The organism is Shewanella sp. ANA-3, from assembly GCF_000203935.1.
GTDB lineage: Bacteria > Pseudomonadota > Gammaproteobacteria > Enterobacterales > Shewanellaceae > Shewanella.
In genome coordinates, this window is sequence record NC_008577.1 from 4,658,234 (window position 1) to 4,671,613 (window position 13,380).

The window sequence follows — 13,380 nt, forward strand, 5'->3', positions numbered from 1 at the left end:
TTCAGCAGTAAACACTTGTCAGCCATCGACAAAGCGCATAGCGTAACTTAAGCGTTTAACGGGAATAAGGGACTAAGATGAAAAATTTCGCCGCTGGGCTTAACAACTTTTGGGTGGGATTATTCACGGGGATCATGCTGCCGCTGATTATCGTCGCGGGATTGTTATACGCCACCGTCGATAAATTCACCGGACTCATAGAAGACGCTGCCATCGCGCCTTTAATTAGTCGCAGCGAACAGACCTTCGACAGAGTCGATAATCTGCTTCTCACCTTAGACAATAAAGTCGACGACGCAAATTTAAAGGACTTAGCACTCTTAGCCCCGTTAAAGAACGCGCAATTGTTCCCAGAACTACAGGCACTCTCCAGTGGAATCACTAACCTCAAACAGACAGTCACAGATATCGATAAGCAAGCCGTATTAGCAAACCTGCAGGAAAAACTGCAAGCCTCACTGGCGACCAAATTCCCCGAGGATAAAGCGAAAGAACTCGCTCAGAATCTTATCAATATTGCGCAAGTGCTTGCGAGTGAACAAAAACACTTATCGGCAGCAGTAGAACAAACACCGAATAATTAAGCCCATAGCGACAGATAGATAGGGAAGACTCTTCTTTTATTGCTATCCAGCCCGCTAATCACTCAGCAAATAAAAAGCCCGTTTACCTAAAAGGTAAACGGGCTTTTTATTGAATTTAATGAGTTGGCCGATAAGCCGGGTCCTGTCTTGGACAGTCATTCATCTAGGCCTGCAATCGCTCGCAGGCTCAAGCGACCTACCCGGTTCCAACGCGAGCCACGCCATACGGAACCCTATTTGGTCTTGCTTCGGGTGGAGTTTACCTTGCTACGGACTATTGCTAGCCGCACGGTGCGCTCTTACCGCACCCTTTCACCCTTACCACCTTAGCCGAGGCTATGATGGCGGTCTCCTCTCTGTTGCACTTGTCGTCGGTTCGCACCGCCCAGGCGTTACCTGGCACCCCGCTCTTTGAAGCCCGGACTTTCCTCCCCGCTCTTGCGAGCGCAGCGACTGTCTGGCCAACTCGGCGCGGATTATAGCCTAAGCAATCTGCGCGTACCACTGTTAATCCCGCCCATGTGCGCCTATCTCAAAGATCCGCTTATAAATCCGACTCTAAACCGAACTTATACAGGGCATTCTTTTTAAGGCCGTGAATTTGCGCGGCAATGGCGGCGGCCTTTTTGAGGGGCAATTCTTCACAGAGTAATTTCAAGGTGTTGATGGCGACAGTCGGAATGGCGTCATCATCCTCCGCAGCGCGATGACCATGTACCATCAGCACTATCTCGCCTTTTTGCTGGTAAGGATCGCTGCTGACCGTAGCCAGCACCTCGGCCACAGGGCCTGAGAGGAAGGTCTCGAAGGTTTTAGTGACTTCCCGCGCCATCACCACTTGCCGCTCGCCGCCTAACACTTCGACCATGGTCGTTAAACTGTGTTCGATGCGGTGCGGTGATTCATAAAAAATCAGCGTGCGAGAGTCTTCCTTAAGCTCGAGCAGCTTATCGGCACGCGCCTTCTCTTTAGAAGGTAAGAAGCCCTCGAAGGAGAAACGATCCGATGGTAAACCCGACGCGCTTAATGCGGTAATCGCCGCGCAAGGGCCGGGCAATGGGATCACGCTAAAACCCGACTGGCGCACATGGGAGACTAAGTGATAGCCGGGGTCAGAAATCAGCGGTGTACCTGCATCGGAAATCAGCGCAATCGATTGCCCTGCGGCTAACTGCTCCACAATCCATTGGGCGCGGGCGCGCTCATTATGGTCATGCAGTGCGATCGTTTGGGTAGAAATACCGAAATGACTCAATAACTTGCCACTATGGCGCGTATCTTCACAGGCAATCAATGCGACCTGAGTGAGCACTTCGATAGCACGTGGGCTCATGTCCCCCAGGTTACCAATGGGAGTGGGAACAATGTAGAGTGCGACGCTTTGGTCCATATATACCTCGGTAATGACAGTGCCAAGACTTTCGTCAAGCGCAAGAGAAGGTTAAACTAGAGGCAGCATCTTACCAGAGTGAAGCCCAGTGTTAAAAAGCCTGAATACAACTAAGTTCGTTTCCGTGGCCATTTTATCCGCAGTGTTGGCGGGTTGCGGCAGCCAAGCGCCCAGCTCAACCGGTACAGCCCCCACAGTGGCCACCTCTTTAGCCTCTGCTCCATTGGCGCCCAATGTGTATTTAGCACAGGCCGCGAATAGCAAAGATCCGCAGCAGCGCGACACTAACCTGCTGCTGGCGGCGCATGCCTATATCAATGCCAATGACTATGCGGCGGCGCAGAAACTGCTGAAGTCGATGCAGCCAAGCCTGACCCAAACCCCGACTCTGGTGGCCGAGCATAAATATCTGACGGCGCGGGTATTAGAGCACACATCGACCTATGTCGAGGCGCTCAAGACCCTGAGCTATCCAAGCACTTGGGTGTTACCCGGCTGGCAAATGGCCGCGTATCATCAATTTAGAGCGCATTTATTCCAGTTGAATAAGCAACCTATCGAGCAAGTGCGCGAGCTGAGTTCATTGACCACCTATTTACCGCCCGCCGAGGCGAGTGAAGTCAATAACCAAATATGGCAGGTGTTGCAGCCAATGCATGAGCAAACCTTGCAAACCTTTATCCGCGATGCCAACAACCCAGTATTTGCTGGTTGGTTGCAGCTCGCCTATATCGCCAAACATTATGCGGTCGACCCTAATCAACTGGTGCGTTACTTAGGCGACTGGCAAAAGCAGAATCCTTATCATCCTGCGGCGGCCAAATTGCCGACCGATTTGGATCGGGCGCTCAATGCCAAGCCTTTTATGCCGAAGAATATCGCCGTCCTGTTACCGCTCACAGGTCAACGCGCCAGTGCAGCCAACGCGATTCGCCAAGGGATTTTGGCCAGCTATTTAGCCAAACCCAATGAGCAGGTTGCGGTGAATTTTTACGATACCGCCAATGATGCCGTCGCCGCCTATCAGCAAGCAGTGAACGCGGGCGCCGAGTTTATTATTGGCCCCTTGCTGCCAAATGAAATCGATCAATTACTGGCACTAAACAACACAGCCCCTGCGACCAGCACGCCAACGGGTACAGCTCCTGCCGCGCCTACGGCTCCAATCGCACCCATCCCGCAGCTGTTTTTAAATCAAACCGATAAGTTTGTGTCCGATATCAATAAGTTCTATTTTGCGCTGTCACCAGCCCAAGAAGCAGCCGATGCCGCAACGCGCATGTATCAAGATGGCGTGACCATGCCACTACTGCTCGCCAGCAACGACGCCATTGGTAAACGCATGGCAGAAAGCTTTATCCAAGCTTGGAAAAAGAAAAGCGATACCCCTATCGAAGTCTATTACTACGATGGTGGCGACAAGATGAAAACCACAGTGCAGGATGCACTCGGTGTCCGTGATAGCCAAGCGCGTATCGCGCGGATAAAGGAGCTGCTCGGTAATTCGGTACAAGCCGATTTTCGTTCGCGCCAAGATATCGATGCGATTTATATGATCTCGACGCCGCAGGATTTAACCTTGCTCAAGGCCTTTATCGATGTGAACTTCAGCGTCTTTACTCAGCCAGTGCCGCTGTACACCTCAAGCCGCAGCCGCATCGACAACGAATCGAGCCAAACGGCGCAGGATTTAAATAACCTGACCATGAGCGATGCACCTTGGCTAATGCAAAACAGTGAAGAAAACCTGATGGTTAACACACTATGGTCGGGCTGGAATAACGGCCAAAAACGCCTGTTCGTGATGGGTTATGATGCCATGGATTTGATCAGCAAACTGGCGCAGATGCGCTCATTCACGGGTTACCAGTTCAATGGACGCAGCGGCGTGTTATCCGTCAATCCTGACGGCGTGATTAACCGCCAATTAAGCTGGGGACGCTATCAAAGAGGCAGTTTCCGTCAACTATGACACTCGGACAGCAGGCAGAGTCGCTCGCTCAAGGTTACCTCGAACAGCAAGGGTTAACCTTTGTCGCGCGCAATGTCCGCTATCCCTTTGGTGAAATAGACCTCGTCATGCGCCATAAACACCACTGGGTATTTGTTGAAGTAAAATATCGCTCAGCAAATCAATTTGGCGGTGCAATACAAGCACTTAGCAAAGCACAAATCGGCAGGATCCGCATGGCGGCCAGCCATTATTTACAGACGCATAAACTGGATGTGCCGTGCCGATTCGACGTTGTCGCCATCGAGGACGCGCAAATCCACTGGCTAGTCGATGCCTTTTAAACGAGGCCTTCGACTCAGCTAATCGAATAATTTTTAACGCTTATGCCTCAACTCCACCGTGGAAATATGGCATCATAGCCACACTTTATCCTGAAAGGATGTATCCATGTTAGAACGCATTAAAGACAGCTTTACTGAATCTATCCAGACCAAAATCGATGCAGCCGAAGCACTGCCAGAATCCATCGCCAAAGCGGCCGAGATGATGGTGCAATGTCTTTTGGGCGGCAATAAAATTCTTGCCTGCGGTAACGGTGGCAGTGCCGGTGATGCCCAGCACTTCTCGGCCGAGCTATTAAACCGCTACGAAATTGAACGTCCACCATTGCCCGCGATTGCGCTGTCAACCGACACTTCAACTATCACGGCGATTGCCAACGACTACAGCTATGATGAGATTTTCTCAAAACAAATCTTAGCCTTAGGTCAACCTGGTGACATTCTGCTGGCGATTTCCACCAGCGGTAACTCAGGCAACGTGATTAAAGCCATGGAAGCCGCCCTGAGCCGCGATATGACTATCGTTGCCTTAACCGGTAAAGACGGTGGCGCGATGGCGGGATTACTGAGCGTGGGCGACGTGGAAATCCGCGTACCTTCTAACGTGACGGCACGCATTCAAGAAGTGCACTTACTGGTTATCCACTGCCTCTGTGACAATATCGACCGCACGCTCTTCCCGCAGGACGAACAGCAATGAGATATGCTGCCCCACTGTTAATGGTTTGCATGCTGCTGCAAGGTTGCGCCGGTGCCGTTATGGTGGGCGCAGTCAGTGGCGCCATGATGGCCAACGATGAGCGTTCGGTGAAGACTCAGCTCGACGATACCAATACCGATTTTAAGATCACCAGCGCCCTGCTGGAGCATGAAGATCTGAAGAAACAAACGAATATCACGGGTGTTTCGGTTAACGGTAATGTGCTGATGATTGGTCAAGCCCCCAACTCAATGTTGAGGGATAAGGCAATTAAGGTCGTACAAGATCTTAAGCTTGGCGGCAAGATCCACAATCAGATCCGCATCGGTAACCCGACCTCTTTCACCACCCGTAGCAATGACACTTGGGTGACAACGAAAGTGAAGGGTCGCATGCTCAACGAGAAAGAGCTGGATGTCACCCGCATTAAGGTCATCACGGAAAACGGCGAAGTCTTCCTACTCGGACTCATTCACCGCTCTCAGGCCGACATGGCCGTCGATATCGCGCGTAACACCGCTGGTGTGCGTAAAGTCGTTAAAGTATTCGAATACATCGAATAACCGATTGAGCCTAAGCCCTTAGGGTTTAGGCTCGCCTTCTACCGCTTCCAGTCCTAATGCTTTTACTTGGATGTTATCCATCACCTTGGGTGACTTGGCCATCCACATGCCAATCCAAGGTAAAAACAGTGACGGCAACACAATCAATGCGGCGCCCAGCCAACTTAAGCTATCTAACCATTCATCGAATAACAGCCAGCCTAAGAAGACAACAAATAACAGGCCTGTATATTCAGCAATCGCAATATCGCTCGCCTGTGCGCGGCGATAGGCCAGCACGCAGAACCAGTGATAAATCAGCAAGAAGGCATTACTGAGTAGCGCTACGGCTAACAATCCCCAACTCAGGCCCTCAAGCCCCTGAAATGCCGCAATGATTAAGGTTGCAGGAATACCCAGCAGGTTATACAACATTAAGGTTAATACTGGATGCTCAGTGTTAGGGACTTTTTTCAGGGTCAACTGATTGACGGCAAAGGTAAATGCCGAAAATAACACAGCCAATCCAAACCAGTTCATTTCACTTGGCCTCAGGATAATTAAGATCCCGACGAACCCGAGTAATGTGCATGCCACTTGCCCAGTGGTGATCCGCTCCTTTAAAAACCAATAGCCCATCAGAATAATCATCAGCGGCGCCGAGTAAAACAGGGAGCTAACCGTCGCTAAAGGCAAAGCCATTAGGCCAATAATTAAAAAAAGCGCGCCAACCGAGCCTATGTTGGCACGCCAAAGGTGGACCGAAATATGTTCCGTCTTGGGTCGCTGCGAGTACAACCAAATGGGGAGTAACATCAATACTGAAGTGATTTGTCTCACGAGTAGAAAAGTGGCCGCATTCGCATCTTCTGGCAACCATTTGATCGATACATCGTAAAAAGCACTAAATAGATTACCCACTATCAATAAAATCAAACCGATAACTACAGGGCGCTGCATTTTTTACCATCCACAAATCTCAATGCTGGCATGATAATCCCCACAAAACTTAAGCTGAAATGATGCTTTCTCATGCTAGATGAATTAAATTCATACTAAATCTTTTAGGCGTTGAAAATCATGAGAAAGCTCCCTCCATTACGCGCACTACAAGTCTTTGAGACCGCCGCCAGACAACAGCATTTTTCCAAGGCTGCCGCCGAACTTTGCATTACCCAAAGCGCGGTTTCACACCAAGTGCGTGTATTAGAGGAATATTTTGGCGAGCAGCTTTTCGACCGTCAGGGACGAAAATTGCAACTCACGCCGAAAGGCCAAAGCTTATTTATTGAGTTAGAAAGGATTTTTAATGAGTTAAGCGATCTTAATCTCAAGATCCGCGACACCCCAAACCAACAACTCTGTTTGGCGGTGTACAGCTCTTTTGCGGTGAAATGGTTGATCCCGAGATTAGCGGATTTTAGACGCCAGTATCCCAGCGTTAAAATTCGCCTCGAGATGATCACTCAAGACCCCGATCTCAGCACCAGCACGGCCGATATCTTTATCGCGGGCAAACTTAACCAACGGGGCTATTGGCAACAGTTATTGCATAAGGAGCGGCTCATCCCTGTATGCAGCCCGAGTTTTTACCCCAAGTGGCGTGATATTAACTTGAGCAATTTCCAGCAACAGGCATTACTGATTGTGGATGAGGGGCCGCTGGGACTCGATTGGCACAAATGGTCATCGGCCCATCAGATCCCGCTGAATAACGAGCAGCAACATATTTTTAGCCATATCGTAATGGCAATTGAGGCCGCGATTGCAGGCCAAGGCCTCGCCCTCGCCCCCGATTTTATGGTGGCAGGTGATATCAGCACCGGCAGACTGGTTGCGGTTAATCTGCCCGATGTCCATACGGGCTTTGAGTTTAGCTTTATCTGTAAGCAGCGCCGTCTCACAGAGCCTGCCATCGCCGCCTTTTCCTCCTGGCTGAAATCCCAAGCCTAAACGCTTATACCAATCACATTAAATATCTAATCAGTTCAGAGCCTCACAGGCATCTCAATCCAAGGAGCATTGACGAAGAAATGGTTATTCCCTTTTAAGTCAATGTAACACGGGAGTGAGATGCCTGTGAGGCTCCCGAAGGGCGTGGTTGAACGGGCTTTATACTGCGTTTAAGGCTTTCGACAGAGCGCCACTATGCCTTCAAGCCTTCGCCTTGTCTAAAGCCCGTTTAACTCCAGCTGAATGAACAGATATTTAATACGATTGGTATTGGCTCTGTATCAAACAGCCCGATGAATAACAGACATAAAAAAGCCGACCTAAGAATGGGTCGGCTTCATCGAGTGTTATGTAATGCGCTTTTTAGAGCAAATTACACTAACAAACCAATCTTCTCGTACACCTTTTTCAGGGTCACTTCGGCGCGAGCTTGAGCATTTTCGGCGCCCGCTCTCATCACTTGGTCGAGGTAAGCACGGTCGGCACGCAGCGCACGGTAACGCTCTTGCAGCGGCTCTAACATGCCCACTACCGCTTCACCTGCGGCACCTTTTAAGTGACCATACATTTTGCCTTCAAACTCGGCTTCGAGGCTGGCAATGCTTTGACCTGTGATACCCGACATTAAGCTCAACAGGTTAGATACACCTGGCTTGTTTTCCATATCGAAACGCACGACTGGCGGCTCATCACTGTCGGTCATGGCTTTTTTCAGCTTTTTCATAACCGCTTTTGGATCTTCAAGCAGGCCAATCACGTTGTTACGGTTATCGTCCGACTTAGACATTTTCTTCAGCGGATCCTGTAGCGACATCACCTTAGCGCCATGCTCAGGGATAAAAGGCTCAGGAATGGTAAACGTCTCGCCGTAAGCGTTGTTAAAGCGAGTCGCGATATCACGAGTTAATTCAAGATGTTGTTTCTGATCTTGGCCAACCGGGATTTCATTCGCTTGATACAGCAGAATATCCGCCGCCATCAATACAGGATAACCAAACAAACCGACGTTAATATTGTTGGCGTGCTTTTGTGACTTATCCTTAAACTGCGTCATACGGCTCAATTCACCCATTTGGGTGTAGCAATTTAACGCCCAACCCAGCTGGGTGTGCTGTGGCACTTGAGATTGGATAAACACTGTGCTTTTCTTTGGATCGACACCACAGGCTAAATACAGTGCAAGCGTATCTAAACAGGCTTCACGCAATGCTTGAGGGTCTTGGCGCACTGTAATGGCATGCAAATCCACCACGCAATATAGGCAGTCGTGGCTATCTTGCATGGCAACCCATTGACGCAATGCACCCATGTAGTTACCTATGGTTAATTCGCCGGACGGCTGTGCACCGCTGAGTACTATGGGTTTGGTCATTACGTCATTGCTCCAAATAAAGATAAAAAGATTCGATTAAACTGGCTGAGCGAGATTTAGCCAGCGCAGGATCTCGGCAAACTGCTCGCATACAGCGTCAGGGCCAGTGAGCCCAATATCTTCACCGTAGTTGTAGCCATAGGTCAAGCCGATTGATGCAACACCCGCCGCTTTCGCTGCTAAAATGTCATTTTTAGAATCGCCCACCATCAACAACTCACTTTTATCGAGTTGCCATTCGGCTAATAGATGCTCGAGCGGTAATGGGTCTGGCTTCATCTTCGCCAGCGAATCACCGCCAAGCACTAGGCTAAAGAAGTCATTAATCTTAAAGGCTTCAAGCAAAGGCAAGGTAAAGCGATAAGGCTTATTGGTCACCACCGCCAGCTTAAATCCTGCATCAAACAGGATTTGCAGCACTTGGTGCACATCGGCATAGAGTGCACTGTGCTTCTCAAGGTTTTCTTGATAGTGATGCATAAAGATGGGCATAGCCGCATCCAATGCCGCTTGCTCAACATCTGTGCCTAAAGCGTGGCTCATGGCGCGGCGCATCAGCATTTCAGCGCCATTGCCCACCCAAGTTCTCACCTGTGCCTCGGTACACCTTGCCAAACCTAATTCGGCGAGTGCCGCCTGGGTCGCGACCGCGAGATCGGGCACACTGTCAATCAATGTGCCGTCGAGATCAAAGGCAATCGCTTTAATCTGTTCCCGCATTATTTGGCCTCTACTTTCGCTAACTCGGCGTGCATCTCGTCGACGACGGCTTTATAGTCTGGTTTACCGAAAATGGCAGAGCCGGCGACAAACATATCGGCGCCTGCGGCGGCGATTTCAGCAATGTTATCCACTTTAACGCCACCATCGACTTCTAAACGAATATCGAACCCGCTGGCATCGATACGCTCACGCACTTGGCGTAATTTATCTAAAGTCGAAGGAATAAAGGATTGGCCGCCAAAACCTGGGTTGACTGACATCAGCAGAATCACATCTAACTTATCCATTACATGGTCAAGATAGTGCAGCGGCGTTGCTGGGTTAAACACTAAACCCGCTTTACAACCCGATTCTTTAATCAGTTGCAGAGTGCGGTCGATATGCTCAGAGGCCTCTGGGTGGAAAGTAATAATAGACGCACCCGCCTTGGCAAAATCAGGCACGATACGGTCAACAGGCTTAACCATTAAATGCACATCGATATCGGCCGTGATGCCATAGTCGCGTAACGCTTTGCACACCATAGGGCCAATGGTTAAGTTGGGCACATAGTGGTTATCCATCACATCAAAATGTACTACGTCAGCCCCTGCATCTAACACGGCTTTAACGTCATCCCCTAAACGGGCGAAATCGGCGGATAAAATCGATGGAGCAATTAAAAATGGGCGCATAGGACACTCGCTGCTATTGAACAAAAAGTGCCTTATTTTACCCTTAGCTAGGCCATGCCTCTATAGCAAATGCCACATTTATCGCGATTGAAACCCAATAGAAACACAATTGGAGTACTCATAACGTACGGTAAACTCAAGGAGATGCTGAAGCGTTAGAAAGTTTTTAGTGAAGATTGATAAATTATTGTTCATAAACTAAGCGAGTTTGTTATACTCGGGTCGCTAACGTGGATCATTTAGTGGTTTCAAAGGAAGTATCATGAAGGGGCGGTTAACACAGTTTTCACACATTTTGGGCTCGGTGACATTTAAGTCATCGATAATGTTGGCATTTACCGCAGTGGTAGTCGCCTCCTTAGCCTTTGGCGTGGAAAAACTCACCGCAAGTAACGATACCTCAGCCTGCGCTTGCAGCAGCGATACTCGCTACAACAACAGTTTACCTAGCAGCCATCCAAATAACCGCTGTGCCGAACAGGCACAAACCTTAAGCTGGAAGACTTGGCTCACTGGCAAAAATCGCTCTAGCCAGTTCCATTTTGTCGACTTGCTTGAATTACTCCATGGTCATCAAGACAAACCTATCGATGACCTGAAGCCTGCTAATTCACAACAGTCCTATTGATGCTAAGCCGGATCTGGCAAGTCTTTCACAGTACGATAGCCGCCTTCTTTGGGGTGCAGTCAGATAGAAATCGTCAAAAAGACTTCCAGACCAACTCGCCATTACCGTACATTTTTATGGGGATAGTGCTAGCGATAGCCTTAGTCGCCAGCCTGATTCTGCTTGTTAGCCAAGTCGTTGGCTAAGTCACTCGATACTACAACTTAGTATCAATCATCCTGCGGGTCATAATTCTCGTCGTACAACGCAATCAGCTCGTCGACTTTATTGCGACCACTGCCATTTTGACTAATGTTGCGTTGCACTTGGATCTTGGCAAGGTGGGCACCGCGATACAACTCACGTGTCAGCGGAATATCATGGTTACTGATCACAACAGGAATGCGCTGCTCTAAGGCCATATGCCGCGAGTAACGCGCCAGCAGCGCCTGATCATCCAAACTAAAACCCGCACCAACATAAGTGGTGAAACTCGCGGTGGTCGATAGCGGCGCATAGGGCGGATCGCAATAGATCACATCGCCAGTGCGGATTTGCTCGAAGGCTTTTTCATAGCCGATGCACTTAAACTCGGCGCGCTGCGCTTTCTTTGAAAATGCTAAGATTTCCTTCTCTGGGAAATAAGGCTTTTTGTAGGAGCCAAAAGGCACATTAAAGCCCCCTTTGCGGTTATAACGGCACAGACCATTAAAACCATGGCGATTCAAGTACAGAAAATAAACCGAGCGCAAAAAAGGATCGCGAGATTTATTAAAGTCTGTACGCACACGGTAGTAGGCATCCTTTTGATTCATCTCATCGACGAATAGCTTCTTGGCCGCCGCAATGTACTCGGCAGGCCTTTCTTTCACTATGTTGTAGAGATTGATCAGATCTTGATTGATGTCGCAGAGTAAATAGCTGGGATAGTCAGTATTTAAAAAGACTGAACCTGCGCCGACAAAGGGCTCAACTAAACGCTCACCTGTTGGTAAGTAGTTCGCGAGCTCATCCACCAATTTAAATTTTCCGCCGGCCCATTTCAGGAAGGCTCTATGTTTTTTGATCATTTAACTTGATGAATGCCGACAAAAATAAAGGCCATGATTGTACTCTGTTTATTCTGAAATTTCACCGCTTGAGCGCGTTTCTTGTAGTTGATAACCGCCGAGTTCTGCCCATTTTTTTATCAGGGGTTGGCTAAGATGATACTCTTTGACCAATTCTGCGGCCGCCTGCTGTGCCGATTGACTGTCGTTAAACTGCCCTACCAACACCACCCAAAACTGTTTGTACTTGGCAACTCGCACCTCTGGCACATTATGCAATTTCTTAAGAAGTGACTGCACAGTTTCACGCTGAGAGACTGTGGCAATTTGGATGGCATAACCCGTTTTTGGCCGCACCGATACGGCTGATACAGGCGCAGGAGTTACATGCACCACCTGAGTAGCCGTGTCATCTTTCGCTTGCTCTGTAGGAGCTGGCGCAGGCTCTGCCTCATCAATCTCAGTGGCGCTACTGTCGCCCTTACTTGTCGCTTCATCGACAGGTGGTGCTATGCCTGTCTCTCCTTCCGCTTGAGGCTCCTCCCCATGGAACTTCGCCAATGGGTCCGCTTGCTCCACCGCTTCCGCTAATAATGCCTGCGTTAACGACTCGGCTCGCTGCTTAAAATACGGCGCTAGTATCTGTTTGCCATGGGCAAGAAACTCTGCGGAATCCACAGCAGGATAAGTCACCACCTCGGGAATTGGCTCACCGGAAAAGGGTTTAGCCAGACCAAGCCAAATAACTACAGCAATCAGCACACTAGCAAACCCAATGAGCGCGACTTTGTATTGTGTCCATACTGATTTCTTCTCACCCTGACCATGTAGAGCCAGCTCCAGTAAGGCAACCACCTCCTGAGGAGTGCCTGTTTGCTTCTCAAGCTGAGCACGCACTATGTCCCTTGGCGTAAATGGATTTTGGTCACTATATCGCAGCAAGGTTTGATACAGCGCCTCACGTTCAGGCAGGCTTAAGGGATCAATGCTGACCGGCAGGATTTGTCGTCTTAACGACTCAGGCAATTGGGGGAGTAAGTCGGCTAAAAATGCAGGCGGTACCGCTAAGGTCACGGCAATACGCTGACCCGCACATTGCACTTGATTGAGTATGATGCACTCGGCCCACAATTCTTTAGAGAGTAAATGAGCGTCATCGATAATGATGTGCAGCGGCTTACTTTGTTTTGGCGCGACACGCAGTATGGTTTCAGCGAGGGAGATTTCGTCATCAAAAATCGGGGATGACACCAATTGCACTAAAATCTTGCGACGAATTTCAGCATTGTCGGCGTGCATAGGACAGATGACTAACGCGGCATTCGACTCATCAAAATCTGTGGCTAACGCAGTCAGCAGTGTCGTCTTACCCGAGCCGTGGGCACCCACAAGCACCAGTAGCTGGTCGCTATAACTGGCCACATGATGCAATCTTTCTACGAGGGCTTCCTGTGAAGGAAGCAAGACTTGCCCCTGAAACGTCACTCATCC

The 13,380-nt window shown here is 49.4% G+C and carries 15 protein-coding genes and 1 other RNA gene; 8 read left to right on the plus strand and 8 right to left on the minus strand.

Annotated elements, in window-relative coordinates; all coding sequences use genetic code 11:
• Positions 1-77: 77 nt before the first annotated feature.
• Positions 78-584 (plus strand): hypothetical protein, encoded by a 507-nt coding sequence (locus SHEWANA3_RS20265; RefSeq protein WP_011718610.1) that lies wholly within the window; start codon positions 78-80, stop codon positions 582-584.
• A 115-nt stretch (positions 585-699) separates the two neighbouring features.
• Here SHEWANA3_RS20265 and rnpB read toward each other — a convergent pair.
• Positions 700-1,053, minus strand: an RNA gene (gene rnpB / locus SHEWANA3_RS23055) — RNase P RNA component class A.
• Positions 1,054-1,128: 75 nt separating this feature from the next.
• Positions 1,129-1,974, minus strand: coding sequence for a 16S rRNA (cytidine(1402)-2'-O)-methyltransferase (rsmI, locus tag SHEWANA3_RS20270; protein WP_011718611.1), 846 nt, complete (start codon positions 1,972-1,974; stop codon positions 1,129-1,131).
• 88 nt (positions 1,975-2,062) lie between these two features.
• Between rsmI and SHEWANA3_RS20275 the strand changes: the two genes are divergently transcribed.
• The 4 genes from SHEWANA3_RS20275 to dolP all read left to right on the plus strand — a co-directional run bounded on the left by SHEWANA3_RS20275 (position 2,063) and on the right by dolP (position 5,532).
• Positions 2,063-3,946 (plus strand): penicillin-binding protein activator, encoded by a 1,884-nt coding sequence (locus SHEWANA3_RS20275; RefSeq protein WP_011718612.1) that lies wholly within the window; start codon positions 2,063-2,065, stop codon positions 3,944-3,946.
• A complete protein-coding gene (locus tag SHEWANA3_RS20280; RefSeq protein WP_011718613.1) occupies positions 3,943-4,269 on the plus strand; it encodes a YraN family protein in 327 nt (108 codons plus the stop codon). The genes SHEWANA3_RS20275 and SHEWANA3_RS20280 overlap by 4 nt, the downstream gene beginning before the upstream one ends.
• Before the next feature lie 106 nt (positions 4,270-4,375).
• Positions 4,376-4,969: a phosphoheptose isomerase gene (locus tag SHEWANA3_RS20285; RefSeq protein WP_011070670.1), complete on the plus strand. Its 594-nt coding sequence runs from the start codon at positions 4,376-4,378 to the stop codon at positions 4,967-4,969.
• The gene (dolP, locus tag SHEWANA3_RS20290) at positions 4,966-5,532 is read left to right on the plus strand and encodes a division/outer membrane stress-associated lipid-binding lipoprotein (RefSeq protein ID WP_011624409.1); all 567 of its coding nucleotides are present in this window, start codon (positions 4,966-4,968) and stop codon (positions 5,530-5,532) included. Before SHEWANA3_RS20285 ends, dolP begins: the two co-directional genes overlap by 4 nt.
• Before the next feature lie 18 nt (positions 5,533-5,550).
• Here the strand turns inward: dolP and SHEWANA3_RS20295 are convergent, their stop codons facing one another.
• Entirely contained in the window at positions 5,551-6,471 is a 921-nt protein-coding gene (locus SHEWANA3_RS20295) for a DMT family transporter (RefSeq protein ID WP_011718614.1), read from the minus strand.
• A gap of 120 nt (positions 6,472-6,591) precedes the next feature.
• On the opposite strand from SHEWANA3_RS20295, the gene SHEWANA3_RS20300 reads away from it, so the two are divergent.
• Positions 6,592-7,464, plus strand: coding sequence for a LysR substrate-binding domain-containing protein (locus SHEWANA3_RS20300; protein WP_011624411.1), 873 nt, complete (start codon positions 6,592-6,594; stop codon positions 7,462-7,464).
• 373 nt (positions 7,465-7,837) lie between these two features.
• Here SHEWANA3_RS20300 and trpS read toward each other — a convergent pair whose 3' ends face one another.
• The 3 genes from trpS to rpe are packed head-to-tail and all read right to left on the minus strand — an operon-like array spanning position 7,838 to position 10,233.
• Complete coding sequence (gene trpS, locus SHEWANA3_RS20305; RefSeq protein WP_011718615.1) at positions 7,838-8,836, minus strand: tryptophan--tRNA ligase; 999 nt, start codon at positions 8,834-8,836, stop codon at positions 7,838-7,840.
• A 36-nt stretch (positions 8,837-8,872) separates the two neighbouring features.
• Positions 8,873-9,556: a phosphoglycolate phosphatase gene (locus tag SHEWANA3_RS20310; protein ID WP_011718616.1), complete on the minus strand. Its 684-nt coding sequence runs from the start codon at positions 9,554-9,556 to the stop codon at positions 8,873-8,875.
• A complete protein-coding gene (gene rpe, locus SHEWANA3_RS20315; RefSeq protein WP_011718617.1) occupies positions 9,556-10,233 on the minus strand; it encodes a ribulose-phosphate 3-epimerase in 678 nt (225 codons plus the stop codon). The genes SHEWANA3_RS20310 and rpe overlap by 1 nt, the downstream gene beginning before the upstream one ends.
• A gap of 262 nt (positions 10,234-10,495) precedes the next feature.
• Between rpe and SHEWANA3_RS20320 the strand changes: the two genes are divergently transcribed.
• Entirely contained in the window at positions 10,496-10,861 is a 366-nt protein-coding gene (locus tag SHEWANA3_RS20320; protein ID WP_011718618.1) for a hypothetical protein, read from the plus strand.
• Entirely contained in the window at positions 10,861-11,046 is a 186-nt protein-coding gene (locus SHEWANA3_RS20325) for a DUF2970 domain-containing protein (RefSeq protein WP_011718619.1), read from the plus strand. The genes SHEWANA3_RS20320 and SHEWANA3_RS20325 overlap by 1 nt, the downstream gene beginning before the upstream one ends.
• Before the next feature lie 24 nt (positions 11,047-11,070).
• Here the strand turns inward: SHEWANA3_RS20325 and SHEWANA3_RS20330 are convergent, their stop codons facing one another.
• Positions 11,071-11,910 carry a Dam family site-specific DNA-(adenine-N6)-methyltransferase gene (locus SHEWANA3_RS20330; protein WP_011718620.1) on the minus strand — a complete coding sequence of 280 codons (840 nt, stop codon included), beginning with the start codon at positions 11,908-11,910 and terminating at the stop codon, positions 11,071-11,073.
• Between the two features lie 48 nt (positions 11,911-11,958).
• Entirely contained in the window at positions 11,959-13,374 is a 1,416-nt protein-coding gene (locus SHEWANA3_RS20335) for an AAA family ATPase (protein WP_011718621.1), read from the minus strand.
• Positions 13,375-13,380 lie beyond the last annotated feature (6 nt).

Bases quoted from the DNA above. Each gene is read 5' to 3' on its own strand.
- dolP (WP_011624409.1), top strand. From the start codon at position 4,966: ATGAGATATGCTGCCCCACTGTTAATGGTTTGCATGCTGCTGCAAGGT.
- trpS (WP_011718615.1), bottom strand. From the start codon at position 8,836: ATGACCAAACCCATAGTACTCAGCGGTGCACAGCCGTCCGGCGAATTA.
- rsmI (WP_011718611.1), bottom strand. From the start codon at position 1,974: ATGGACCAAAGCGTCGCACTCTACATTGTTCCCACTCCCATTGGTAAC.
- rpe (WP_011718617.1), bottom strand. From the start codon at position 10,233: ATGCGCCCATTTTTAATTGCTCCATCGATTTTATCCGCCGATTTCGCC.
- SHEWANA3_RS20310 (WP_011718616.1), bottom strand. From the start codon at position 9,556: ATGCGGGAACAGATTAAAGCGATTGCCTTTGATCTCGACGGCACATTG.
- SHEWANA3_RS20295 (WP_011718614.1), bottom strand. From the start codon at position 6,471: ATGCAGCGCCCTGTAGTTATCGGTTTGATTTTATTGATAGTGGGTAAT.
- SHEWANA3_RS20300 (WP_011624411.1), top strand. From the start codon at position 6,592: ATGAGAAAGCTCCCTCCATTACGCGCACTACAAGTCTTTGAGACCGCC.
- SHEWANA3_RS20330 (WP_011718620.1), bottom strand. From the start codon at position 11,910: ATGATCAAAAAACATAGAGCCTTCCTGAAATGGGCCGGCGGAAAATTT.
- SHEWANA3_RS20280 (WP_011718613.1), top strand. From the start codon at position 3,943: ATGACACTCGGACAGCAGGCAGAGTCGCTCGCTCAAGGTTACCTCGAA.
- SHEWANA3_RS20320 (WP_011718618.1), top strand. From the start codon at position 10,496: ATGAAGGGGCGGTTAACACAGTTTTCACACATTTTGGGCTCGGTGACA.
- SHEWANA3_RS20285 (WP_011070670.1), top strand. From the start codon at position 4,376: ATGTTAGAACGCATTAAAGACAGCTTTACTGAATCTATCCAGACCAAA.
- SHEWANA3_RS20325 (WP_011718619.1), top strand. From the start codon at position 10,861: ATGCTAAGCCGGATCTGGCAAGTCTTTCACAGTACGATAGCCGCCTTC.
- SHEWANA3_RS20265 (WP_011718610.1), top strand. From the start codon at position 78: ATGAAAAATTTCGCCGCTGGGCTTAACAACTTTTGGGTGGGATTATTC.